The organism is Streptomyces sp. NPDC005706 (assembly GCF_040631045.1).
GTDB lineage: Bacteria > Actinomycetota > Actinomycetes > Streptomycetales > Streptomycetaceae > Streptomyces.
Genome location: NZ_JBEXYS010000001.1, coordinates 733,270 through 756,892, shown reverse-complemented (window position 1 = coordinate 756,892; position 23,623 = coordinate 733,270). Strand labels below are relative to the sequence as shown.

Annotated in this window: 24 protein-coding genes and 1 riboswitch; of the genes, 15 read left to right on the top strand and 9 right to left on the bottom strand. The window is 74.1% G+C overall.

All coding sequences use genetic code 11. The features are described from left to right. The first annotated feature begins 114 nt into the window (after nt 1-114). Nucleotides 115-188, top strand: a riboswitch (cobalamin riboswitch). Between the two features lie 134 nt (nt 189-322). From ABZ478_RS03335 to ABZ478_RS03290, 10 genes are all read left to right on the top strand, one after another. After that, nucleotides 323-1,555: a prenyltransferase/squalene oxidase repeat-containing protein gene (locus ABZ478_RS03335; RefSeq protein WP_359544871.1), complete on the top strand. Its 1,233-nt coding sequence runs from the start codon at nt 323-325 to the stop codon at nt 1,553-1,555. Beyond that, nucleotides 1,552-2,196, top strand: a complete 645-nt coding sequence (locus ABZ478_RS03330) for an SCO2322 family protein (RefSeq protein ID WP_359544869.1) — start codon at nt 1,552-1,554, stop codon at nt 2,194-2,196. Before ABZ478_RS03335 ends, ABZ478_RS03330 begins: the two co-directional genes overlap by 4 nt. Beyond that, entirely contained in the window at nt 2,189-3,466 is a 1,278-nt protein-coding gene (locus ABZ478_RS03325) for an energy-coupling factor transporter transmembrane component T (RefSeq protein ID WP_359544867.1), read from the top strand. Before ABZ478_RS03330 ends, ABZ478_RS03325 begins: the two co-directional genes overlap by 8 nt. Continuing rightward, nucleotides 3,463-5,196: an ATP-binding cassette domain-containing protein gene (locus tag ABZ478_RS03320; protein WP_359544866.1), complete on the top strand. Its 1,734-nt coding sequence runs from the start codon at nt 3,463-3,465 to the stop codon at nt 5,194-5,196. Before ABZ478_RS03325 ends, ABZ478_RS03320 begins: the two co-directional genes overlap by 4 nt. Beyond that, nucleotides 5,193-6,044: an ECF transporter S component gene (locus tag ABZ478_RS03315; RefSeq protein ID WP_359544864.1), complete on the top strand. Its 852-nt coding sequence runs from the start codon at nt 5,193-5,195 to the stop codon at nt 6,042-6,044. Before ABZ478_RS03320 ends, ABZ478_RS03315 begins: the two co-directional genes overlap by 4 nt. 336 nt (nt 6,045-6,380) lie before the next feature. Continuing rightward, nucleotides 6,381-6,794, top strand: coding sequence for a lytic transglycosylase domain-containing protein (locus tag ABZ478_RS03310; RefSeq protein ID WP_359544862.1), 414 nt, complete (start codon nt 6,381-6,383; stop codon nt 6,792-6,794). A gap of 167 nt (nt 6,795-6,961) precedes the next feature. Continuing rightward, nucleotides 6,962-7,648: a YoaK family protein gene (locus tag ABZ478_RS03305; protein ID WP_359544860.1), complete on the top strand. Its 687-nt coding sequence runs from the start codon at nt 6,962-6,964 to the stop codon at nt 7,646-7,648. Between the two features lie 314 nt (nt 7,649-7,962). Further along, nucleotides 7,963-9,336, top strand: a complete 1,374-nt coding sequence (gene proP, locus ABZ478_RS03300) for a glycine betaine/L-proline transporter ProP (RefSeq protein WP_359544858.1) — start codon at nt 7,963-7,965, stop codon at nt 9,334-9,336. 301 nt (nt 9,337-9,637) lie between these two features. Further along, nucleotides 9,638-10,663 carry a DUF2330 domain-containing protein gene (locus tag ABZ478_RS03295; RefSeq protein WP_359544857.1) on the top strand — a complete coding sequence of 342 codons (1,026 nt, stop codon included), beginning with the start codon at nt 9,638-9,640 and terminating at the stop codon, nt 10,661-10,663. A 72-nt stretch (nt 10,664-10,735) separates the two neighbouring features. Then, nucleotides 10,736-11,404 (top strand): O-methyltransferase, encoded by a 669-nt coding sequence (locus tag ABZ478_RS03290; RefSeq protein ID WP_359544855.1) that lies wholly within the window; start codon nt 10,736-10,738, stop codon nt 11,402-11,404. A 43-nt stretch (nt 11,405-11,447) separates the two neighbouring features. On the opposite strand, the gene ABZ478_RS03285 is transcribed toward ABZ478_RS03290, so the two are convergent. Then, a complete protein-coding gene (locus ABZ478_RS03285; RefSeq protein WP_359544853.1) occupies nt 11,448-11,840 on the bottom strand; it encodes a hypothetical protein in 393 nt (130 codons plus the stop codon). Nucleotides 11,841-11,974: 134 nt separating this feature from the next. Here ABZ478_RS03285 and ABZ478_RS03280 point away from each other — a divergent pair, with 134 nt between their 5' ends. Further along, nucleotides 11,975-12,409 (top strand): DUF1992 domain-containing protein, encoded by a 435-nt coding sequence (locus tag ABZ478_RS03280; RefSeq protein WP_359544851.1) that lies wholly within the window; start codon nt 11,975-11,977, stop codon nt 12,407-12,409. Nucleotides 12,410-12,434: 25 nt separating this feature from the next. On the opposite strand, the gene ABZ478_RS03275 is transcribed toward ABZ478_RS03280, so the two are convergent. Next, nucleotides 12,435-13,370, bottom strand: a complete 936-nt coding sequence (locus ABZ478_RS03275; protein ID WP_359544849.1) for a hypothetical protein — start codon at nt 13,368-13,370, stop codon at nt 12,435-12,437. A 2-nt stretch (nt 13,371-13,372) separates the two neighbouring features. Then, on the bottom strand, nt 13,373-14,041 hold the full coding sequence (locus ABZ478_RS03270) for a hypothetical protein (protein WP_359544848.1): 669 nt from the start codon (nt 14,039-14,041) through the stop codon (nt 13,373-13,375). 148 nt (nt 14,042-14,189) lie between these two features. Here ABZ478_RS03270 and ABZ478_RS03265 point away from each other — a divergent pair, with 148 nt between their 5' ends. Further along, nucleotides 14,190-14,699, top strand: coding sequence for a GNAT family N-acetyltransferase (locus ABZ478_RS03265; RefSeq protein WP_359544846.1), 510 nt, complete (start codon nt 14,190-14,192; stop codon nt 14,697-14,699). On the opposite strand, the gene ABZ478_RS03260 is transcribed toward ABZ478_RS03265, so the two are convergent. Next, nucleotides 14,686-16,725, bottom strand: a complete 2,040-nt coding sequence (locus ABZ478_RS03260) for an MDR family MFS transporter (RefSeq protein ID WP_359544844.1) — start codon at nt 16,723-16,725, stop codon at nt 14,686-14,688. The two genes, ABZ478_RS03265 and ABZ478_RS03260, sit on opposite strands and share 14 nt — an antisense overlap. A gap of 159 nt (nt 16,726-16,884) precedes the next feature. On the opposite strand from ABZ478_RS03260, the gene ABZ478_RS03255 reads away from it, so the two are divergent. After that, nucleotides 16,885-17,844 carry a peptidoglycan-binding protein gene (locus ABZ478_RS03255; protein WP_359544842.1) on the top strand — a complete coding sequence of 320 codons (960 nt, stop codon included), beginning with the start codon at nt 16,885-16,887 and terminating at the stop codon, nt 17,842-17,844. Between the two features lie 185 nt (nt 17,845-18,029). Here ABZ478_RS03255 and ABZ478_RS03250 read toward each other — a convergent pair whose 3' ends face one another. Next, nucleotides 18,030-18,698, bottom strand: coding sequence for an HAD-IA family hydrolase (locus ABZ478_RS03250; RefSeq protein WP_359544840.1), 669 nt, complete (start codon nt 18,696-18,698; stop codon nt 18,030-18,032). Between the two features lie 188 nt (nt 18,699-18,886). After that, nucleotides 18,887-19,468 carry a TMEM165/GDT1 family protein gene (locus ABZ478_RS03245; protein WP_359544838.1) on the bottom strand — a complete coding sequence of 194 codons (582 nt, stop codon included), beginning with the start codon at nt 19,466-19,468 and terminating at the stop codon, nt 18,887-18,889. 376 nt (nt 19,469-19,844) lie between these two features. On the opposite strand from ABZ478_RS03245, the gene ABZ478_RS03240 reads away from it, so the two are divergent. Continuing rightward, a complete protein-coding gene (locus tag ABZ478_RS03240; RefSeq protein ID WP_359544836.1) occupies nt 19,845-20,489 on the top strand; it encodes an HNH endonuclease family protein in 645 nt (214 codons plus the stop codon). A 100-nt stretch (nt 20,490-20,589) separates the two neighbouring features. Here ABZ478_RS03240 and ABZ478_RS03235 read toward each other — a convergent pair whose 3' ends face one another. From ABZ478_RS03235 to ABZ478_RS03225, 3 genes are all read right to left on the bottom strand, one after another. Further along, the gene (locus ABZ478_RS03235) at nt 20,590-21,153 is read right to left on the bottom strand and encodes a VTT domain-containing protein (protein WP_359545017.1); all 564 of its coding nucleotides are present in this window, start codon (nt 21,151-21,153) and stop codon (nt 20,590-20,592) included. 272 nt (nt 21,154-21,425) lie between these two features. After that, nucleotides 21,426-21,881, bottom strand: coding sequence for a DoxX family protein (locus ABZ478_RS03230; protein WP_359544834.1), 456 nt, complete (start codon nt 21,879-21,881; stop codon nt 21,426-21,428). 441 nt (nt 21,882-22,322) lie between these two features. Further along, nucleotides 22,323-22,556: a DUF2277 domain-containing protein gene (locus ABZ478_RS03225; RefSeq protein ID WP_358927178.1), complete on the bottom strand. Its 234-nt coding sequence runs from the start codon at nt 22,554-22,556 to the stop codon at nt 22,323-22,325. Between the two features lie 93 nt (nt 22,557-22,649). On the opposite strand from ABZ478_RS03225, the gene ABZ478_RS03220 reads away from it, so the two are divergent. Beyond that, nucleotides 22,650-23,594 carry a 2-dehydropantoate 2-reductase gene (locus ABZ478_RS03220; protein ID WP_359544832.1) on the top strand — a complete coding sequence of 315 codons (945 nt, stop codon included), beginning with the start codon at nt 22,650-22,652 and terminating at the stop codon, nt 23,592-23,594. The last annotated feature ends 29 nt before the right edge of the window (nt 23,595-23,623 follow it).

Here is a 23,623-nt window from a genome sequence, read left to right as displayed (position 1 = left end):
ATCCCTCCCGGTCCAGCCGTGGCCCCGGTCACCGGGCCCGTGTGCTCACGGCCACTCAACAGCCGCCGCGCGGCTGCCGGTAAAGTGGCGGCGTCGTCATCACACCCGTACGGGGGGAAGCCGGTGCAATTCCGGCGCTGACCCGCAACCGTGAGCCGTTCGTCCACCCGACGGTGAGCCGGAACGCCTCGTACGGGACGTTGACCGGCTCACGTGCGCGGCGACCCGCCGCGCACGGCACCGTCGAGGTTTACGGAGCCGAGCCGCCCGGGGTGTTTCCCGTGCGCTGCCGGTTCCCCCGCAGGAGAGGCAGTCGCCGACCATGAACGTCCGCCGCAGTGCCGCGGCTCTCGCCGCCATAGGCGTGCTGGCCGCCGCCGCGCCCGCCACGGCCGCCGACACGTCCCCCTCCGCTTCGCCCAAGGTGGCGGTCCCGTCCGGGCTGTTCGGCAAGTCCGACCCGACGTACGACGGCGTGTGGCGCCAGTCCCTGGCCCTGCTCGCCCAGCGCACCCTCGGCTACCGGCCCGCCGCCTCGGCCGTCGACTGGCTGGTGGGACAGCAGTGCGCCAAGGGCGGTTTCGCCGCGTTCCGGGCGGACACGGCCAAGTCCTGCGAGGGCAAGGGCGGCGCCCAGCCCGACACCAACAGCACGGCCGCCGCCGTCCAGGCCCTGCAGGCGCTCGGCGGACACGGCGCCGAGACACGCAAGGCCCTGGTCTGGCTGAAGAACGCACAGAACGAGGACGGCGGCTGGGGCTACACGCCGGGCAGCCCGAGCGACACCAACTCCACCTCGGTCGTCGTCGGCGCCTTCGCCGGGGCCGGTGAGGACCCCGGCAAGCTCCGCGCCGGCAAGGGCACCCCGTACGACCTGCTGAGCGCACGGGCGCTCGCCTGCGACGAGGACGGCGGCGGCGCCCTCGCCTACCAGCCGGACAAGAAGGGGCACTTGGTCGCCAACGCGGACGCCACGGCGGCCGGTGTGCTGGGCGCCCTCGGCAAGGGGTTCGTCAACGGGCCCGGCAAGGCCCGTGACAAGGCTCCCGTCTGCTCGTCCTCCGGCAGGGCCACCGAGACCCGGGTGGCGGACAACGCCGCCGCGTATCTCACCCACGCCGTCGCCGGGTCCGGCCACCTCAAGTCGGCGCTGCCCGGCGCCGAGGACCAGCCCGACTACGGCAACACCGCGGACACCGTCGTCGCGCTCGCGGCGGACGGCTGGAACACGCAGGCGAAGAAGCCGTACGGCTGGCTGGAGAAGAACGCGGCCGGCTGGGCCCGGCAGAGCGGCCCGGCCGCCTACGCCCAGCTCATCCTCGCCGCGCACGCGCTCGGCGCCGACGCGCGGCACTTCGGCGGCACCGACCTGGTGCGGTCGCTCAACGCCACCGGCCCTGCGCCGCGCGGGACCGCCGCCCACACCGAGGAGTCCGGCAAGCGGGCCGAGGACGACTCGAACACCGGTGTCTGGTGGATCGTCGGCGTCGGCCTCGTGGCCGGCATCGGCATCGGCTTCCTGCTCAGCGGCCGCCGGAAGAAGCAGCAGCCGTGACCGCCGTCCGCCGTGCCGCCGCCCTGCTCCTCGCCGCGTTGGTCGTCCTGGCGGGCGCGGCGCAGGCTCAGGCCGCCGGGTACCGCTACTGGTCGTTCTGGGAGCGGACCGGCGGACACTGGTCGTACGCCACCGAGGGCCCCTCGACCGCCCGTCCCGACGACGGCGCCGTCCAGGGCCTGCGCTTCGCGGTGAGCGAGGACTCGCAGGACGCGACCCGGCCGCGCGGCACGGCGGACTTCGCCACGATCTGCGCCGGCACGCCCGCGAAGGCGGGCACGAAGCGGGTGGCCCTGGTCATCGACTTCGGAACGCCGGCGGACGCCCCCTCCGGCGAGACCCCGCCCGAGCGCCGCACGGCCTGCGCCCGGGTCTCCCCCGACGCGACGACGGCCGAGGCGCTGGCCTCGGCCGCCAAGCCCCTGCGCTACGACAGCAACGCCCTGCTGTGCGCGATCGCCGGATATCCGCACAAGGGGTGCGGGGAGCAGGTGTCCGCGGAGGAGAAGCCGGCGAAGGCCGCGCGGAAGCCCGAGCCGGACGGCGGTCCCTCGCTGGGGCTGCCGATCGGCCTGGGCGTGGTCGCGGTGCTGGCCGGGGCGGCGGTGTGGCAGTCCCGGCGGCGGCGCGGGAATGCGTAGCCGTAGCGGCGCCGCCACCGCGGCCACCGCGCGGGCGGGCGGTCGTACCGCCGCGGCCGCACAAGGCCGTGCCACCGCGGCCGTGGGCAGCGGCCCCGCCGCCACCGTGGGCGGCCGTGCCTCCGGGGCGGGGAGGCCGGGCGCGGTCGCGCCCCGGGAGCGCGGGCGAGCGGAACCCGCTCCCGTCCGGCTCCGGCACGGCCGCGCACCGCTGCACCCCGGCGCCTGGTGGCTGTGGTCCCTGGGCCTCGGCACCGCCGCCACCCGCACCACCAACCCCCTGCTCCTGGCCCTGCTGACAGCCGCGACCGGCTATGTGGTGGCGACCCACCGCTCCCCCTCACCCTGGTCCCGCTCCTACGCCGCCTTCGCCAAGCTCGCCGTCGCCGTGCTCCTCATCCGCCTCGCCTTCACCGTCGCCCTCGGCTCCCCCGTCCCCGGCACCCATGTGCTGCTCACGCTCCCCGAGATCCCGCTCCCGCACTGGGCCCAGGGCATCCGGCTCGGCGGCCGGGTCACCGCGGAGGCGCTGCTCTTCGCCGGCTACAACGGCCTGAAGCTGGCCACCCTGCTCATCTGCGTCGGTGCCGCCAACGCCCTCGCCAGCCCGGCCCGGCTGCTGAAGTCCCTACCCGGCGCGCTGTACGAGGTGGGCGTGGCCGTGGTCGTCGCGCTCACCTTCGCGCCCCACCTCATCGCCGACGTCCAGCGGCTGCGCGCCGCCCGCCGGCTGCGCGGCCGTCCGGACCGGGGCGTTCGCGGCCTGCTGCAGGTCGGACTGCCGGTGCTGGAGGGCGCGTTGGAGCGCTCGGTGGCGCTGGCCGCCGCGATGGACGCCCGCGGCTACGGCCGTACCGCCGAGGTCCCGGCCCGCGTACGCCGTACGACGACCGCGCTCACCCTGGGCGGGCTGCTCGGCGTGTGCGCGGGAACGTACGGGCTGCTGACGGCGGAGGGCGGCACGTACGGGGTGCCGGTGCTGTGCGCGGGGGTCGCCGCCGCGCTGGCCGGCCTGCGCCTGGGCGGCCGCCGCTCCCCGCGCACCCGGTACCGGCCGGATCCGTGGGGGGTGCGGGCGTGGCTGGTCGCGGGCTCGGGGGCCGCGGTCGCCGCGCTGCTCACGCTCGCCGCGGTACGCGATCCGGACGCGCTGCATCCCGGAGTGGTCCCGCTGGTGGCGCCCGCTCTCCCCCTGTGGCCGGCCGCGGCCGTGCTGCTCGCGCTGCTGCCCGCCTTCGTCGTACCCAAGCCCGTCGAGGAGCCGTCGTGATCCGCTTCGAGGATGTCAGCGTCACGTACGAGGGTGCGGGCGAACCGACCGTCCGGGGCGTGGACTTCGAGGTGCCCGAGGGCGAACTCGTGCTGCTCGTGGGCCCGTCCGGGGTCGGCAAGTCGACCGTGCTGGGCGCGGTCAGCGGGCTGGTGCCGCACTTCACCGGCGGCACCCTGCGCGGACGCGTCACCGTGGCCGGCCGGGACACCCGCACCCACCGGCCGCGCGAACTCGCCGACGTGGTCGGCACGGTGGGCCAGGATCCGCTCGCGCACTTCGTGACGGACACGGTGGAGGAGGAACTCGCCTACGGCATGGAGTCGTTGGGGCTCGCTCCGGAGGTGATGCGCCGCCGGGTGGAGGAGACGCTGGACCTGCTGGGACTCGCCGACCTGCGCGATCGCCCGATCGCCACGCTCTCGGGCGGGCAGCGGCAGCGGGTCGCGATCGGCTCGGTCCTCACCCCGCACCCCCGGGTCCTGGTCCTCGACGAGCCGACCTCGGCGCTCGATCCGGCCGCGGCGGAGGAGGTGCTGGCCGTGCTGCAGCGTCTGGTCCACGACCTCGGTACGACGGTGCTGCTGGCCGAGCACCGGCTGGAGCGGGTGATCCAGTACGCCGACCGGGTCGTCCTGCTGCCCGCCCCCGGCGCCGCCCCGCGCCACGGCGAGCCGGCCGAGGTGATGGCCGTTTCCCCGGTGTACCCGCCGGTGGTGGGCCTGGGCCGGCTGGCGGGCTGGTCACCGCTGCCGCTGACGGTACGGGACGCCCGCCGCCGCGCCTCCTCCCTGCGCGACCGCCTCGGCGGACCCCGGCAACCCGCCGACGGGGAACCGCCGCGCACCGAAGCCGCCCCGCCCGGGCCGGGCGCCCCCGCTCACGACCCCGTGTCCGAAGCACCCCCCGCGCTCCCCTCCCCCCGGCGCCGCCTCTTCCGGCGGAACTCCGCGCCCCTCGACTCGCCCACCGACGCCCCGCAGGTCGCCGAGGTGCGGGGTTTGGGGGTCCGGCGGGGGCCGATCACGGCGCTGCGGCACGTCGATCTGGGCGTGGCCCGTGGTGAGACGGTCGCGCTGATGGGGCGCAACGGCGCCGGGAAGTCCACCCTGCTCGGCTCCCTGGTCGGCCTGGTGGAGCCCACCGCCGGCTCGGTGCGCGTGGGCGGGGCCGTCCCGCACCGGACCGCGCCGCGGGAACTCGTCCGCCGGGTCGGTCTGGTCCCGCAGGAGCCGCGGGACCTGCTGTACGCGGACACGGTGGCCGCCGAGTGCGCGGCCGCCGACCGGGACGCGGGCGCCGGGCCGGGCACCTGCCGGGCGCTGGTGTCCGGGCTGCTGCCCGGCATCACCGACGACATCCACCCCCGGGACCTGTCCGAGGGCCAGCGGCTGGCGCTCGCCCTGGCGGTCGTGCTGACCGCCCGCCCTCCCCTGCTCCTGCTGGACGAGCCGACGCGCGGCCTGGACTACGCGGCCAAGGCCCGGCTGGTCGCCGTGCTGCGCGAGCTGGCCGCCGAGGGACACGCCATCGTCCTCGCCACGCACGACGTGGAACTGGCGGCGGAGATCGCGCACCGGGTGGTGCTGCTCGCCGACGGCGAGGTGATCGCCGACGGCCCCACGGCGGAGATCGTGGTCTCGTCGCCCTCCTTCGCCCCGCAGGTGACCAAGATCCTCGCCCCGCAGCGATGGCTGACGGTGGCCGAGGTCCGGGAGGCCCTCGCATGACCCCCGCTCCCGCTCCCCGCCCGGTCCCCGCCGCCCGTCCGGTCCGGGCCGTGCGTCTCGGTCCGCGCTCCCTCGCCGCGCTCGGCCTGGTCAGCGCGGTCGGCGTGGTGGCCTTCTTCTGGCCCTTCCTCGCGCCGCCCGCCTCGCGGCTCGGCGCGCACGCCGAGGACGCGCCCTGGCTGTTCGCCGGTCTGCTGCTGCTGATGATCGCGGTCGTGGCGGCGAGGATCTCCGAGTCCGGCCTCGGGCCCAAGGCGGTCGCGATGCTGGGTGTGCTGGCCGCGACCGGCGCGGCCCTGCGCCCGGTGGGCGCGGGGACGGCGGGGATCGAGCCGATGTTCTTCCTGATGGTGCTCAGCGGCCGGGTGCTCGGTCCCGGCTTCGGTTTCGTCCTCGGCTCGGTGACGATGTTCGCCTCCGCGCTGCTCACCGGCGGGGTCGGGCCCTGGCTGCCGTTCCAGATGCTGGCGATGGGCTGGTTCACCATGGGCGCCGGGCTCCTGCCGGGGCAGGGCCGGCTGCGCGGCCGGGCCGAACTGCTGCTGCTGGCCGCCTACGGCTTCTGCGCAGCCTTCGCCTACGGCACGGTCATGAACCTGGCCGGCTGGCCCTTCATGGGCTCCGGCACCTCGAACATCGCCTTCGACGGGCATGCCTCGGTCGCCGCCAACCTGGCCCGGTTCGCCGCCTACTGCCTGGCCACCTCGCTCGGCTGGGACCTGGGCCGGGCGCTGTGCACGGTCGTGCTGACCCTCGCGCTCGGTCCGGTGCTGCTGCGGGCGCTGCGCCGGGCCACGCGGCGCGCCGCCTTCGAGACCGCGGTCACGTTCGACGCTCCCGCTGGGTGAGGACGCGTATCCGGACCGTCAGGCAGCCGGTGAAGCACCCCACATGACGCAGGTCACCTACGATCCGGGGCCGTACTCCCGTTTGTCCGATACGTCCCTTCATGCACCCCTCCTGACCTGCGCCTTGAGACGCGGGCCACATGAGCGCGACACCTCACCGTTCCGGCCGCAACTAGTAAAAGGGGTCATTGCGGACACCCCTCGGGCCTGTTTCCCTGGACGACGTCGCCAGGCGCCGCAGCCCGAAAGGGCCGGGGCGCCGACGTACGCGGCCCCCGCCCGGCGGGTGGCTCCGGCATACGGGCGATCCCCCGCCCCCGACGCAAGAGGTTCTCCGTGTCCGTCTCCTTCATCCGCCGCATCGCCTCCCCGAAGAAGGCCCTCACGACCGTCGCCCTGGCCGCCGCCACCGCCGGTATGGCGATGTCCGCGGCGCCCGCCCAGGCCGCCACCGACTCGGTCTCCTCCGCGCAGACGATCGCGCACAAGATGATCCCGGACGCCACGCAGTACAACGCCTTCAGCAAGATCGTCGAGCACGAGAGCGGCTGGAACCCCAGCGCCGTCAACAGCTCCTCCGGCGCCTACGGCCTGGTGCAGGCCCTGCCCGCTTCGAAGATGGCCTCCGCCGGCTCCGACTGGAAGACCAACCCGGCCACCCAGATCAAGTGGGGCCTGGACTACATGAACTCCCGCTACGGCAGCCCGGCCGAGGCCTGGAGCTTCTGGCAGGCCAACGGCTGGTACTGAGCCACCCCGCGCCTCCGCGCCCGCACCGCACCGCACCCTCGCCCCGCCCGGCGAGGGTGCGCGCGCATGTCCGCGCGTTGCGCGGCGCCTCCCGGAGGGCGCCCGGCGGCCGGGTGACCATGGTGGACCTGGCATCCGCCCTGCCCGTCCGGCCGACCGGAGGAAGCATGACCACGCCGCCACCGCCCGCACCGGAGCCGGAGACGCGGGGGGTGCGGCTGGTGACCGTGCTGCTGGCGCTGACCGTGGTGAGCGGCCTGATCGACGCGGTGAGCTATCTGGGCCTGGGCCGGGTGTTCACGGCCAACATGACGGGCAACGTGGTGGTCCTGGGCTTCGCGGCCGCGGGCGCCCCCGGTTTCTCGGTCCCGCTCACCGCGACCTCCCTGGCCTGCTTCCTGCTGGGCGCGGTGGCCGGCGGCCGGGCGGCGGCCCGTTTCGGCGGCGGCTCCCGGCGCGGGTGGGCCCGCCGGATCCTGGCGACGGAGGCGGCGCTGCTCGGCGGGTCGGCCGCGGTCGCCTTCGCCTGGCCGGACACGACCGGCACCCGGTACGCACTGATCGCCCTGACCGCCTTCGCGCTGGGCATGCGCAACGCGACCGTCCGCAAGCTGGGCATTCCCGACCTCACCACCACGGTCCTGACGATGACCCTGACCGGCCTGGCCTCGGAGTCCCGCCTCGGCGACGCCACCGGCCACCGCTCCCCGCGCCGCACGGCGGCGGTGGTCGCCATGGTCGCGGGCGCCTGCCTGGGCGCCTGGCTGGTCCTCCACCAGGGCCTCGGCGTCCCCCTGCTGATCGCGGCGGCGGTGTCGGGAGTCCTGGCGATGGTGGCGTCGGGACGGGAGTGAACACGGCCGGACCGATGCTAGACGCAATGCCACCAAACCGCACATACACCTCCTTTCCGCCTACCCGGCGAACGCACGCCCCGGCTCCGGTTGCCCCAATCGGCAGCGAGAAGGATCACAGCGACGGACCGGAATGACCCCGCCCGATCGGGCAGGAGTACCTGCGTACACGGCCTTTAGCTGCAGTATGCATCGACTCGCGTACGTGACGTAAGCAGGCGAAGTCCGCCTATCGTCGCTTTTCGGCCTGCTGTCCGACACCGCCGTCGCCCGGGCCCTGTCCCTGTCCCCGTCGAAAGGTAGGCGAGCCCGTTTTGGCGACCGCCACTGCAGTCACCCCGCACCTGAAGACCCCGCGGGCCGCGAAGGCCCACGCCGACGTCACCGTCACCGACTCCGCCATGGTGAAGCGCGCCGTGAAGGCGGCCGCGCTCGGCAACGCCATGGAATGGTTCGACTTCGGTGTCTACAGCTACATCGCGGTCACCCTGGGCAAGGTCTTCTTCCCGTCGGGCAACCCGACCGCACAGCTGCTCTCGACGTTCGGCGCCTTCGCCGCGGCCTTCCTGGTCCGCCCCCTGGGCGGCATGGTCTTCGGTCCGCTGGGCGACCGAGTGGGCCGTCAGAAGGTCCTCGCCCTCACCATGATCATGATGGCGGCGGGCACGTTCGCGATCGGCCTGATCCCGTCCTACGCCTCGATCGGCGTGGGCGCGCCGCTGCTGCTCCTGGCCGCCCGCCTGGTGCAGGGCTTCTCCACGGGCGGCGAGTACGCCGGCGCCTCGACGTTCATCGCGGAGTACGCGCCGGACAAGAAGCGCGGCTTCTTCGGAAGCTGGCTGGAGTTCGGCACGCTGGCCGGCTACATCGGCGGCGCGGGCCTCGTCACCCTCATGACGGCGCTGCTGTCCACGCACGACCTGCTGACCTGGGGCTGGCGCGTCCCGTTCCTGATCGCGGGCCCGATGGGCATCATCGGCCTGTACCTGCGGATGCGCCTGGAGGAGACCCCGGCGTTCGCGGCCGAGGTCGAGAAGGCGGAGGCGTCCCGGCCCAAGGTGCCGCTGCGCGAGATGGTCGCGGGCCAGTGGAAGGCGCTGCTGCTCTGCGTGGGCCTGGTGCTGGTCTTCAACGTCACCGACTACATGCTGCTGTCTTACATGCCGAGCTACCTGACCAGTGAGCTGAAGTACGACGAGACGCACGGGCTGCTGGTCGTGCTCGGCGTGATGGCCCTGATGATGATCGTCCAGCCGTTCGCCGGCGCCCTGACCGACCGCGTCGGCCGCCGCCCGGTGATCGCCGCGGGCTGCGCGGGCTTCCTGCTGCTGTCCGTCCCGGCCGTGCTGCTGATCCGCCAGGGCAGCCTCGTCGCCGTGGCCCTGGGCATGGGCGCGCTGGGCCTGCTGCTGGTCTGCTTCACCGCCGCCATGCCGGCCGCGCTGCCCGCGCTCTTCCCGACCCGGGTCCGCTACGGCTCCCTGTCGATCGGCTTCAACGTGTCGGTGTCCCTGTTCGGCGGTACGACCCCGCTGGTGGTCACGGCCCTGATCGGCGCCACCGGGAACATGATGATGCCCGCGTACTACATGATGGCCGCGGCCGTCGTGGGCGGGTTCGCCGTCTGGCGCATGTCCGAGTCGGCGGGCCGCCCGCTGCCGGGCTCGGCCCCCTCGGTGGAGCGGTAGCCGTCGGTCACCTTCGACCGGCCCCTGGAGCCCGAGCGCCCGGGGGCCGCTCGCGTCCGGGGGCGCTGGACCACGGACGCCCGTCGGGCGAGCGGGGGCGGCGGCACGGTACGGCGCCGGCGAGCCCGCGCGGCGGACCGGCGCGGCCGCTGCTCCGGGTCGCGTCCCGGAACCGCTTCCCCCACCGGCCCCGTCCGTAGCCGCGTGAAACGTGCCCGCGTACTGACGCTGCTGCTGACCCTGCTGGGCGTCCAGCTCGGCTGGCTGCTCGCCCCCCGCCTACGCCTGCGGCTGCGGGGCCATGGTCCCGGACCCGGCGCGGCGGATCGCCGTCGCCGACGAGCAGTCGGTGCTGCGCTGGGACGGCCGCCGGGAGCAGATCGTCATGCGCCTGACGGTCACCGGCGACGCCCGGCACGCCGCCTGGATCATGCCGGTGCCCCACCGGGCGGCCGTCCGGCTCGGCGACCCGGCCGTCTTCGGACAGCTCGCCCGGGCCGTCGCCCCCGTGCACCGCACCCGGTACCACTTCTGGCCGGGCAACGGCGACTGGCCGCTCGACGGCGGTGACGGCGTCGCCGGCGCCACGCCCCCCGGAGCCGGGGCCGGCGTAGGTGTCGTCGGCCGGCAGCGGCTCGGCCCCTTCGACGTGGCCCGGCTGACCGCCGCCGACCCGGCCGCTCTCGGCACCTGGCTGCACGACCACGGCTTCACCTTTCCGAGACGCCTGAAGACCGCCCTCCAGCCGTATGTCGACCGGCACTGGGAGTACGTGGCCGTACGGCTCGCCCCCCGGGCCGCGCGGACCGCCCTGCACGGCGCCCTCGACCCCCTGCGCCTCACCTTCGCCGCGGACCGGCCGGTCTATCCCATGCGGCTGTCCCGGCTGGCCCGCACCCCGCAGTCCCTCGGCCTGTACGTGCTCGCCGCGCACCGGATGGAGCCGCGCACGGCGATCGGCGGCGCGCCGCCCCGCGTGGTCTTCGCCGGCCGCCTCGGCAGGCCGGCCGGCGCGCTGGGCGGGCTCGCGGCCGGAACGCCGTACCTGACGGCCCTCGACCAGCGGTTCCCCGATCCCACCCTGATCTCCGGCGACCACGAACTGCGCCGCGCGGCCGCCGACACCCCCGTCCAGCAGGTGTTCTACGAGGACCGGCTGCGCGAGGTGGGCGGCGTGCCGGCGTGGTTGCTGATCGTGGGCGGCGGGCTGCTGACGGTCCTCGCGGCCACCGCGCTGCTCGCCGTACGCCACGCCCGGCGGCCGGTGACCGCCCCGCCGCCGGTACGGCCACCGCCGCCGCTCCCCCCGTCCGCGCCCGTCGGCTGAGACGATGCAGGGGAAGGCCCAAGGAGCCCCGGGCACAGACCCGGGCGGACACTCGGGAAAGGCAGCAGACGCATGAGCTCGCAGCTCTGGGACGACGTCGACTTCTACTTCAGCAGCCATCTCGCACCGGAGGACGATGCGCTCCAGGCGGCCCTGCGCGACAGCGAGGTCGCCGGGCTGCCGCACATCAGCGTGACGGCCACCCAGGGCAAGTTCCTCCAGCTGCTCGCGGAGATCCAGGGCGCCCGGACCGTCCTGGAGATCGGCACGCTCGGCGGTTACAGCACCATCTGGCTGGCCCGCGCCCTGCCGGCGGACGGCAGACTGATCTCGCTGGAGTACAGCGCCAAGCACGCCGAGGTGGCGACCCGCAACATCGCCCGGGCCGGGCTCGAGCGGGTCGCGGAGGTGCGGGTGGGACCGGCCCTGGAGTCGCTGCCCAAGCTCGCCGACGAGAACCCCGCCCCCTTCGACCTGGTCTTCATCGACGCCGACAAGCCCAACAACGCCCACTACGTGGAGTGGGCGCTGCGGCTGAGCCGGACGGGCAGCCTCATCGTGGTGGACAACGTGGTGCGCGGCGGGCGGGTCGTCGACACCGACAGCAGGGAGCCGGACGTGGTCGGCACGCGCGAGGCCATCGAGCTGATCGCCGCCCACCCCAGGCTGAGCGGCACGGCGGTGCAGACGGTGGGCAGCAAGGGGTACGACGGATTCGCGGTGGCCCGGGTACTGGGCTGAGCCGCCCCGCCCCGCCGGCCCGTCGGCCACGACGCCCCGGGGCTCAGACCTCGTGGTAGAAGCCGACGTTGACGCTGCGCGGCGCGGTGCGGTCCTGGACGACGACCTCGCCCGAGCCGCCGCGCGGCAGCGTCACGACGGCGCCGTAGGCGACGGTCTGCGCGTACTCGCCGACGATCAGCCGTACCTCGGCGGACGGTTCGGCCTGTGAGCCGCGCAGCCAGGAAAGCTGCCAGGCGCCGTCGGGGCCGCACCGGAACTCCAGGTGGACGCGGGAGACGAACAGCCAGTCCTCGGGGGTGACCAGCCGGCACACCGACGCGTCCCGGCCCACACGCAGCACGGCGCCCGGCTCGCTGGGCGCGTCGGCCATCGTCATGCCGGCGGTGGCGCCCGTGTCGGCCCCGGAGACGGTGGCCATGGTCAGTTCGAGCACGTGCGTTCCCCCTGAAGATGCTGCGACGTCGAAGAAGCGGCGACATCGGAGACGTCCTTGCGCGGTGGCCGATTTGCCGCACCGCCGCCGCATGATAAAACGCCCGGCCGGGCCGCGTCCGGCACAATGGGCTCATGACCGAGCGAAAGCCACCGGGTGTTCCGTTCGAGTCCTGGGTCGACAAGCAGATCCGGGACGCACAGGGGCGCGGTGAGTTCGAACGGCTGCCGGGCGCGGGTGAGCCGCTGCCCGCCGACCTCGACTCCACGTACGACGAACTGTGGTGGGTCAAGCGGAAGATGGCCCGTGAGGGCCTCGCGGTGCTGCCGCCGGCGCTGGCCCTGCGCAAGGAGGCGGAGGACGCGCTCGTCGCGGCCTACTCGGCGCCCTCGGAGCGGATGGTCCGGAAGATCATCGATGACGTCAACGTGAAGATCCGCGACATGATGTTCAAGCCGCCGCCGGGACCGTTCCTGGGCAAGAAGCCGTACGACGTCGAGGAGGTCGTGCGCGAGTGGCGCCGGCGCAGGGCCGACACCACCCGCGCCGAACCGGGCCCGGCGGGCTGAACCGGGCCCGGGGTCGGTGCCCGGTTCAGAGGTGGAGCAGGCGGTCGGCCAGTTCGCGGTAGTCGCGCAGGGCCAGGCGGAGTTGCTCGGTGTCCGTCTGGTGGCCCGGGCCGTCCTCCTCGCCGTTCTGCCAGGACATGCGCAGCGTCCTGCGGCGCCGGGTCACGGCCTCACCGAACCGCGCGGCGATCTCCTCCAGCGTCCGGTCGGCCTCCTCGACGGCCGAGCGGGGTTCCTCCACGAAGCCGGCGAGCGTCTGGCGCAGTTGCGCCTCCCACTTCTCCGCCTCCTCGTGCGCGAGGAGCGGGGAGTGGCTGCCGGAGTCCCTGCCCTCGGTCCCGGCCCGACCGGTGCCGCCCGTCCGGGCGGCGGCGGGCCCGGACCGGCCCGTGTCCGCCGCCCGGACCTCGGTCGACGCCGCCTCGGCCGCCGTGACCCCGCCCGGAGCCGGCGCCGCATGCCTGTCGCCGGTCATCCGGTCGCCCGCCACGGAGGCGCCGAACTCCCCTTCACCGCGCGGGCCCGTCCCGGACTCGCGCCGGCCCGTCACGCCCGCGCCTTCGGCGGCGCCGGTTCCGGGGGTGCCGGCCCGGGCGGTGTCCATCCCGGGGGTGCCGGCCTCGACGGTGTCCCTCCCGGGGGTGCCCGTCTCAGTGGTTCCGGTCCCGGCATGGCCGATGCCCGCCGCGCTCGTCGTCCCGGCGGCGGCCGTGCCCGGGTGAGCCTCCGCGCCGTCCCGCGGCGTGCGGTCGTCTCCCGTCAGCCCCTCCCGGCCGGTGCCGGCCTCTCCGCGGAGCAGGCCCGCTCCGCCCTCGGGGCGGTGCACCGACTCTCCCCGCACGGGCTCGTCCGGGAGCCGCTCACCGACCCGGCTCCGGTCGTCGGGGTGTCGCCCGGCACCGGTGGCGTCTTCTTCGGCCGGGTGGCTCTCGGCACCCGCCGCATCCCTGTTCCGGGCCATGGTCAGGCTCCCCTCGGGTGGCTCTTGCCGAACATCCCCGGCTTGCCGGACGACCGGTGCCGGGTGTCGTCGCCCGTCCCGGTGGCGATGTCGGAGCGGTGGCCGGTCGCCGGGGCGGAGTCGTTCATCAGGTCGTCGAAGAGGGCACGCGCGTCCATCAGTGCGGTGCGCAGCTCCTCGGTCCCGGCGGCGGACTCGCCCGCCCCGCCCGGGCCGGCCTGGCTCACCCGGTGCACCCGCCGGTAGCCCTCGACGTGTTGGGCGTGGTGCACGGACAGCGCGGCGAGCTGCTCCTCGTAGCGCCCGCCCTCCGGGTAGCCGCGGAAGGCGGCGAGATCCGACAGCAGCCGGTCGGCCTCGGCCACCGCCTCTCGGGGCGCCTCGACGAACCGCTCCTGCACGGCCGTCCAGCGAGCGCCGTACTGTTCGCGCTCGGCGGGCTCCAGGGGGCGTTCACGCAGCTTGCCGTGGCGCTCCAGACGCTCGGTCAGCTCGCGCTCGGCGGCCTTGGTGTCGCCGTCGTGCCGGGCCACGGTCCGCTGGTACTCGGGCCCGAAGCGCCGCTTCAGGTCCGGTCCGCCCTGCCGGCCGCGGCCGCGCGTTATCAGGATGGCGGCGAGGACCAGGGCCGCCACGACCACGATCACAGCGATGATCATGCCTGTTGACATGGTTGCCTTCCGGAATCGGACCGGCCCCGCTGGCCGGCTCTCCTTTCGTGTGACCCGGAAGTCGGCCCACAAACGGTGGCCCACCGGCGAAGCGGCGCACGCATATCCGGTTGCGCCCGCCACCCGCCGGCGGCGCACAATCCCCGGCATGACGTGGACGATCGCCCCGGAACCGTACGACTCCCCGGCCGCCGCCGCCCTGTGGCGGGCGTACTACACGGAGGTCAGCGACCGCTGGTACCTGCTGCACGAGGGACGCCGCACCGCGCCGGAGGAGCTGGAACGGGAGATCGCGGCCCGTACCGGCGCCGAACTGGCCTTGCCCACCGGGCGGTTGCTGCTCGGCCGGTACGACGGCGAGCCGGCCGGTTCGGCGGGCGTACGGCTGCTCGGCCCGGACACCGCCGAACTCACCCGGGTGTTCGTCGTCGAGGGCATGCGCGGCCGGGGCGGGGCGGCGCTCCTGGTCGCCGCCGCCGAGGAGGCCGCCCGCGCCCTCGGCGCCACGGCGCTGGTCCTCGACACCCGCGGCGACCTCGTCGAGGCACGTGCCCTGTACGCCCGGCTCGGCTACACGGAGACGGCACCCCACAACGACGACCCGTACGCCGAGCACTGGTTCCGCAAGGAGCTGCTGGAACCCGTCAACCGGCCTTGATCACCGTGCCGTTGTGCGGCCGCTCGCGTTCCGAGCCGCACAGTTCGCCGGTCAGCTCCTTCACCAGCCGGGTGAGGTCGGTGGACCGGCCGGGGCCCCACCAGTCGCCGAGCAGTTCGGCCAGGGACTCCTCGCGGGCCGTGGCGAGCCGTTCGGCCACCTCGCGGCCGGACGCGGTCAGCACCAGGTCCAGACCCTCCCGCTCGGCCAGGCGCCGCTCCTCGACCTGGCGGGCGGCGGCCAGGACGGCCTGCAGCGGCACCGGACAGCGCTCGGCGAGCACACCGGGCTCCACCGAGCCGTACCGGCGGATGCGCAGCAGCAGCCAGCTCGCGGCGGGCAGCAGGTCGTACCCGGCCCGCTCGGTGATGTCCCGGTAGATCTCGCGGCGCCCCTCGCGGGTGCCGAGCACGGACAGCGCGCGGCTCACCTCGTCGTGGGAGGAGCGTTCGACCGGGTTCGGCGGGATGGTCTCGGAGACGTCCGGCGCGGTGACCGAGCCGCGCAGCCGGTCCTCCTTCAGGAACCAGGCCAGGACGAAACCCAGGAGGGCGACCGGGGCGGCGTACAGGAACACGTCGGTGATGGCGGACGCGTACGCGTGCAGCGCCGCCGGGCGCAGCGGGGGCGGCAGGGCGGCGATGCCGCGCGGGTCGGCCTTCAGGGCGTCGGGCGAGGCGCCGGGCGGCAGCCGGAAGCCGCGGAAGGCGTCGGTGAGCTTGTCGGCCAGGCGGCCGGCGAAGACGGTGCCGAAGATGGCGACGCCGAAGGAGGCGCCGATGGAGCGGAAGAAGGTGACGCCGGAGGTGGCGACGCCCAGGTCCTCGTACGTCACCGCGTTCTGCACGATGAGGACCAGGACCTGCATGACCAGGCCGAGGCCCAGGCCGAAGACGAAGAAGTAGGCGCTCATCTCGGCGGTCGGGCTGTGCTCGTCGAGCCGGTGCAGCAGAAGCAGGCCGATGCCGGTCACGGCGGTGCCGGCGATCGGGAACACCTTCCAGCGGCCGGTGCGGCTGACGATCTGCCCGGAGACGGTGGAGGACAGCAGCAGGCCGATCACCATCGGCAGCATGTGGACACCGGACATGGTCGGGGAGATCCCGTGCACGACCTGGAGGAAGGTCGGCAGGTAGGTCATCGCGCCGAACATGGCGAAGCCGACGATGAAGCTGATGACGGCGGCCAGGGTGAAGGTGCGCAGGCGGAACAGCTTGAGCGGCAGGACCGGTTCGGCGGCCCGGCGTTCCACCACGACGAAGGCGACGGCGAGCACGGCACCGAGCACGGCGAGCCCGATGATCTGCGGCGAAGCCCAGTCCCATGTCGTGCCGCCGAGGGAGGCGACCAGCACCAGGCAGGTGGCGACCGAGGCGATCAGGACGGTGCCGAGGTAGTCGATGACGTGGTGGGCGGCCCGGCGCGGGATGTGCAGGGCGGTGGCGATCACGGCGAGGGCGACGACGCCGACGGGCAGGTTGACGTAGAACACCCAGCGCCAGCTCAGGTGCTCCGTGAACAGGCCGCCGAGCAGCGGCCCGAGCACGCTCGTGGCGCCGAACACCGCGCCGAACAGGCCCTGGTACCGCCCGCGTTCCCGGGGCGGCACGATGTCGCCGACGATCGCCATCGACAGCACCATCAATCCGCCGCCGCCCAGCCCCTGCAGCGCCCGGAACCCGATCAGCTGCGGCATGTTCTGCGCCATTCCGCACAGCGCGGATCCGATGAGGAAGATGACGATCGCGGCCTGGAACAGCTTCTTGCGCCCGTACTGGTCGCCGAGTTTGCCCCACAGCGGGGTCGCGGCGGTGGAGGCCAGCAGGTAGGCGGTGACGACCCAGGAAAGGTGCTCGAGCCCGCCCAGGTCACTGACGATCGTGGGCAGCGCGGTCGCCACGATGGTCTGGTCGAGTGCGGCCAGCAGGAGCCCGAGCAGCAGGGCGCCGATCGAGACCAGCGCGTTTGCGGATACGTGCTCGGCCGCCGTCGCGTCCTTCGCCGCGCCGTGCGTGTCCAGGGCCATGGAGACCTCCCGGGGCTCGATGCGCCTCTTCCATCCTGAGTGGTGTCACCACTTATGGCCCGTTGAGTCCCGCGGTTGTCCATTGAGTCCCTTGAGTCCCTGCGGTTGTGAAGGAAGTCTGCATATCCTCTGAAGTTCGCGAGGGGACGGGGCGAGAACATGACGGAGTCGAGCGGCCACACCTGCCCGGAGTGCGGCGCCCCCAGGGGGCCGGACAACACGCCGTCGTGCGACTGCACGCGGCGGGCGTCCGAGGCGCTGCGCGAGACGCGCACGGCCGAGGCGGCCGCGGCGGAGGACTTCGACCCGCTGCGCATACGGCCGTACGTGGAGGTGGGGGGCCGGGACGGGGACGGCCCGGCGGAGAAGGCGCCGGCCGAGGAGACGGCCCGGCCGGGCGAGGAGGCCTCGGCGGTCAGGGCGGCCCTCGCGGACGAAACGGCCGCGGCGGAGGCCATCCGGGTGAGCGGGCCTGCGGCGCGGGGCGCCGCTTCGCACGGGCCCGGCACGAGGGGCTTACAGCCGTTCGGGGATTCCGGCGCGGAGCCGTTCCCGGCGCCTTCGAGACCCGTCGGCCGGATCCGCCGACGCCGTACCGCCCTGCTGTGCGTGGCGGGCGCCGGTGTGGTGGTGGCCGCCGTGGGCCTCGCGAGCGGGGTGTTCTCCTACCAGGAACCGTCCCGGGCCCGGTCGGCGCCGGAAGTGCGGGAGAGCGTGCCGGACGAGGCGCCGGCATCGCCGGGCTCCGCCTTCTCGTCCGGGCCCGCGTCCCCGTCGGCCGCCCGTCTGCCGGCGCCCGCACCCTCCTCGCATGTGACGACGACCCCCTCGGCGTCCGTCAGCGCCTCCCCTCCGGCCCCCTCGGAAACGGCGTCGGGCAGTCCCGGCCCGACCGCCACGGCGCTGGTCCTGCGCCGCGGCGACCAGGGCCTGGAGGTCATCGACCTGCAGACCCGGCTGAGCGCGCTGAACCTCTACCCCGACCACATCGACGGCGTGTACACGCGCCCGGTCGAGGACGCCGTACGCACGTACCAACTGGCCCGCGGCATCCGCGGCGACACACTCGGGGTCTACGGCACGGCGACCCGCGCGAAGCTGGAGTCGGAGACGTGGTAGCCGCGGCCCCTTGAGGCGGCCGCGTCCACAAGGGGGCGCCTCGGGTCGTGGGTGGCTCGGGTCAGGGGTGGCTGCTCGGAGCCGGGGCGGCTCGGAGCGGGCACGGCTGGGAACAGCGATGGCTCGGAGCGGGCACGGCTAGGGGCAGCGGTGGCTCGAACAGGCTCGCTCGGAGCGGGTGCGGCTCAGCCCAGGTGCAGCCGGATCGTTCCGTCCCCGGTGGGTTCCACCCGCACTCCGGTCAGATCCGGCACCACGACGTCGGGCCCGTGCGAAGCGGCCCGCGTCCCCACGCCGACGACCCGCATCCCCGCGGCCCGTCCGGCCGCGATACCGGCCCCGGAGTCCTCGAAGACGACGCAGTCCGCCGGGTCCACGCCCAGCTCCGCCGCGCCCTTGAGGAACCCCTCGGGGTCGGGCTTGCTCGCCCCCACCGACTCGGCGGTGACGCGCACCTCGGGCAGCGGCAGCCCCGCGGCGGCCATACGGGCGGTGGACAGGGCGACATCGGCGGAGGTCACCAGGGCGTGCGGGACGCCGTGCAGCGAGGCGAGGAAGGCGGCGGCGCCGGGCACCTCGACCACGCCGTCCATGTCGGCGGTCTCCTCGGCGAGCATGCGGGCGTTGTCGGCGAGGTTCCGCTCCACCGGCCGCTCGGGCAGCAGCACCGCCATCGAGGCGTGGCCCTGCCTCCCGTGCACGACCTTCATCACCTCGTCGCCGTCCAGCCCGTGCCGCCCGGCCCAGCGCCGCCAGATGCGCTCGACCACGGCGTCGGAGTCGACGAGGGTGCCGTCCATGTCGAGCAGGAGGGCACGGGCGGTGAGGACGGTGGGCGTGGCGGTGGCCGGCATCGGCGGCTCCTCCTTGGGGCTCCCCGGGGACGGGCGTGAAGGGGCGGGGCTGGGTGGAGTGGGGCTGGAGACAAAACGGCCCCGCCCGCCGGTCAGGGGAAACGGGCGGGAGCCACTTTGTTTCTCCACGGTACAAAACATGTCGCGGTACCGCCACCACCACCGGCGAGGGTTCACCGTCCGTTCGCTCAGCCGGCGATGGCCTCGTACAGGCTCCACACGCCCAGACCCAGCATCAGCAGCGCCGCGATCTGGGTGATCAGCCGCAGCGGCACCCGCTTCATCAGGGCCTTTCCGCCGACGATGCCGAGCCCGGCCACGGCCCACAGACCGAGGACCGCGCCGAGGCCGACGGAGACCGGGTCGTCGTAGCGGGCGGCGAGGTTGGCGGTCATGATCTGGGTGAGGTCGCCGAACTCGGCGACCAGGATGAGCATGAAGCCGGTGCCGGCGACCTTCCAGAAGGACTGGTCGGCGGGCTTCTTGATCTCCTCCTCGCCCTCGTCCTTCTTCAGCAGCAGCACCGCCGCGCCGCCGAGGAAGAGCACACCGGTGAGCGCGTGCACGATCTGCTGCGGGAGCAGGGTCAGCACGCTGCCGGCCGCGACGGCGAGCACGACGTGGAGCAGGAAGGCGGCGGCGACGCCCGCGAAGACGTACGAGGCGCGGTAGCGGGTGCCGAGGACGAGGCCGGCGAGCGCGGTCTTGTCCGGCAGTTCGGCGAGGAAGACGACGCCGAAGACGATCGCCGTCACGGTGATGCTGATCAAGGTCCCTCAATCGGTCGGGGCTGCCCCACCGAGAGCGTTGTACCTCACAAAGGACACCTCGGCACGGCAGCGCACTAGGCGCCCGCGCCTGTGGGGCACGGGCGTGCACTGCTTGCCGAAGGTCTCGCTGGGCGGTCCGCACGGGATCCGCCTCCGGGCGCCGGCTCAGGCTCGCTGAGCAGTATGTCGACGGTCCGGCGAAGAGCTACTCCCCTTCTGCGCCACCCATCCTACGTGACCGAAAGTTCGGCTCTGAACCTTGTCGTGTCATGCACACGACACTAACTTCTAACCGAGCGCTCACCAACCGGCAATACGGCAGCGCGAGCATTCCCACGCCCGCGCTCCAACACCCCCACCCCACAAGGGAGTTCGCATGTCCCGGTTCTACGCGCGTCGACGACTGAGCATACTCGCCACCCTCAGCGCACTGGTAGCCTCCGTCGCCCTATTCAACGCCCCGAGCGCCTCCGCCGCCCTGCCCACGCCGGTCAGCGGCGCCACCGCCCGCGGCTACCTCTCCCAGCTGACCGTGGCCACCGAGAACCGCACCGGCTACAGCCGCGACCTGTTCCCGCTCTGGATCACCATCAGCGGTGCCTGCAACACCCGCGAGACGGTCCTGAAGCGGGACGGCTCGAACGTCGTCACCGACTCCGCCTGCGCCGCCACCAGCGGCAGCTGGTACTCGCAGTACGACGGCGCCACCTGGACCGCCGCCTCCGACCTCGACATCGACCACCTCGTGCCGCTGGCCGAGGCCTGGGACTCCGGCGCGAGCAAGTGGACCACCGCCCAACGGCAGGCCTTCGCCAACGACCTGACCCGCCCGCAGCTCATCGCCGTCACCGACAACGTCAACCAGGCCAAGGGCGACCAGGACCCGGCCACCTGGATGCCGTCCCGCACCGCGTACCGCTGCACGTACGTCCGTGCCTGGGTGCAGGTGAAGTACTACTACAACCTGTCGGTCGACACGGCGGAGAAGTCCGCGCTGACGAACTACCTGGCGAGCTGCTGACCGCCCTCCCCCCACAGCCCTCTCCGGCCGCCGCGAACAGGCGTCCGGGGAGGGCGGCGCCGTACCCGGACCGGGACCGCGCGACCCCGCGCCAGGACCGCTACGCCGGCCGCCGCCGCACCAGGAACCCGGCCGCCGCACCCGCGCCGACCAGTGCGGCCACCGAGACGCCGGTGGCCAGCCAGGTGGCGCCCAGCCAGCGGGCACCGAAGTAGCCGAGGGCGACGCTGTAGGCGGCCCAGGACAGGCCGGCCAGCGCGGACCAGGGCACGAAGTCACGGGCCCGGCGGTGCGCCGCGCCCGCGCAGAAGGAGACCACCGAGCGGCCCGCCGGTGCGAACCGGGCCAGCACCACCAGGGCCCCGCCACCCCGGGACAGCGCCTCGCCGAGACGTTCCTGCGCGACGGTCAGCCGACGGGAGCGGCCTATCGCCCGGTCCAGACGCTCCCCGCCCCGCCAGGCCAGCCGGTAGGCGGCGAAGTCACCGAGGAGCGAGGCGGTCGCGGCGGAGAGGATCAGCGCGAGGATGTCCGGCACCTCGTGCGGGACCTGTCCCGTGGCGGCACCCGAGCCGGCGGCCGCCGCCGTGGCCGCCGTGATGACGAGGACACCGCTCGGCAGCACCGGCAGAAAGACGTCGAGCAGCACCGACAGGGCCACCATGACGTAGATCCATGGGCCGGCGGCCAACGACCCCAGGCTCTCCCACACGACTACTCCCCGTTCCCCCGTGACTCCCCCCGATGACAGCCATACAGCGTACGCCGCGGGTGTGACAGGAGGTTCTCAGGGGGCGCACGTGATCGTCACCCCGTTTTTCACGCCCTCCACACCGAGCGGGCCCGACAGCGCCCCACCCCGCGCGAGAGCGGGATGGGGCGCCGTGTCCGTATGCCCGGGGCGAGGCACCTTGATGCAGTGCCCCGGTGAGCGGGTCAGACCGCGATCGGAGCCTGCTCGGCGGAGGGCTGCCGCGTCGCGGCCGTACGCCGGGTGACCAGCCGGTCCAGGCCGAAGGCGCCGGAACCGGTGAAGACGAGCAGCAGGAACGACCAGCAGAACAGGACCGGCAGCTCGCCGCCGTTCTGGATGGGCCACAGCGCGGCCTGCTGGTGGACGTCGAAGTACGCGAACGCCATCGAGCCCGAGGCGATCAGCGCGGCGCCACGGGTGCCGAGGCCGAGCAGGACGAGGCCGCCGGCGACGAGCTGGATCACCGCCGCGTACCAGCCGGGCCAGGTGCCGGCCTCGATCGTCCCGCCGTGGGTGCCCATGGCACCGCCGAGGACGCCGAACAGCGAGGCGGCGCCGTGCACGGTGAACAACAGGCCGACGACCACGCGGAACAGCCCGATGACGTACGGCTGAGCGGAGTTGAGGCGTGCGGACATGAGGGGGTCTCCTCTTCGGTTCGGTCGGGCCGGCCGGGGACGGGCCGGTCGTGGGGGCGGCGGTACCGAATGGAGACCCAGGTTAGGTGCACCTAAGCAATGCTTGCAAGTTCAACATTTAGCCATGGTTCCGTGTCCGCTCGCGGCGCCCTTCCGGGCGCGAGCGCACGTGGCGGGGCCCGCGCCGCCGCGACGCGGGCCGAAAGTGTGACCGAATCCACTCCCTGCACAACTACCCGCCACCGCCACTCGGCGCACGCCGGTCACTGGCGAACTCGACGACAACTGCCGCACGAACAACGACATGTGACTGCCCATCGAGGTTTCGCTTCCGGCAGGATCCGGCTTCCGATGCGGGCAGCGCCACGCACCCGAGCGGCGGCCGACCTGCCGCCCGGGACACCCTGGCGCTCGGGACACCCTGGCGCTCGGGAGAGCGCCCTACTCCGCCGCCGTCCGCACGGCCCGCCCCCGTACCTCCAGCCCCCCGAGCAGCTCCGCCGTGGCCTGCGCCACGGCCTCCACGGCCCGTTCGAACACCTCGCGGTTGTGAGCGGCGGGCGCCCGGAACCCCGAGACCTTCCGCACGTACTGCAGTGCGGCGGCGTGGATGTCGTCCTCGGTGGCCTCGTCGGGCAGCACGGGCGGACGCAGCGTCTTGATACTCCGGCACATGCCCCCAGTCTCACGCACCGCTCACATCCCTGCGAGGATCACGCCGAAGGCGGCCACCGACCCACGGGGCCGACCGGCGAGAGGAACTCCCTCATGACGACGAAGCAGACCGGAAGGGCCGGACAGGCCGAGAAGACGGAGCGGACGAGGCGGACCGTGGCCGTGCTGGGCCCCGGCGGCGTCGGCGGTCTCCTCGCCGCGCTACTGTCCCGCTCCGGCCACCGCGTCATCTGCCTGGCCCGCGAGGACACGGCCGACGCCCTGCGCACCGGCGGAATCCAGGTCCGAAGCCGCCAGTTCGGCGACTTCACCGCACCCGTGGAGGCCGACACCGAGCTGCGCGAACCGGTGGACGCCTGCCTCATCACCGTCAAGCACACCGGCCTGGACGACGCCCTCACCCGCGTCCCGCCCGCCGCGCTCGGCGACGCCCTCCTCGTACCGCTCCTCAACGGCGTCGAACACCCCGCGGCCCTGCGCACCCGTTACCGCCCCGCTCTCGTGGCCCCGGCGGTGATCCGGGTGGAGACGACCCGGACCGCGCCGGGCGTGCTCGAGCACGACAGCCCCTTCACGGAGATCGACCTGGCGAGCGACACCGCACCCCGGCCGCGCCTGGACGCGCTCGCCGCGGCCCTGGCCGGCGCCGGCCCCGCCACCCGGGTCGTCGAGGACGAGACGGCGGCGCTGTGGGCCAAGATGGCGTTCCTCGCCCCCCTCGCCCTGCTCACCACGCGGTACGGCCTCCCCCTCGGCGAGGTGCGCACCCGGCACGACGAGGAACTGCGGTCGCTGGTCGCCGAGACGGCCGCGGTCAGCCGCGCCTGCGGCGCCCCCGCCGACCCGGCCGGGGCCCTCGCCCGGTACGCCGCCTTCCCGGCCGCCACCAAGTCCTCCATGCAACGCGACGCCGAGGCCGGGCGCCCGCTCGAACTCGACGCCATCGGCGGGGCGCTGCTGCGCGCGGCGGACCGGCACGGGGTACCGGTGCCGGTGGCGGCCCGCCTCGTCGGGGAGCTGCGCGAGAGCGGCCACTGAGCCGATCACCCGTTCGACTGAACCTCGCG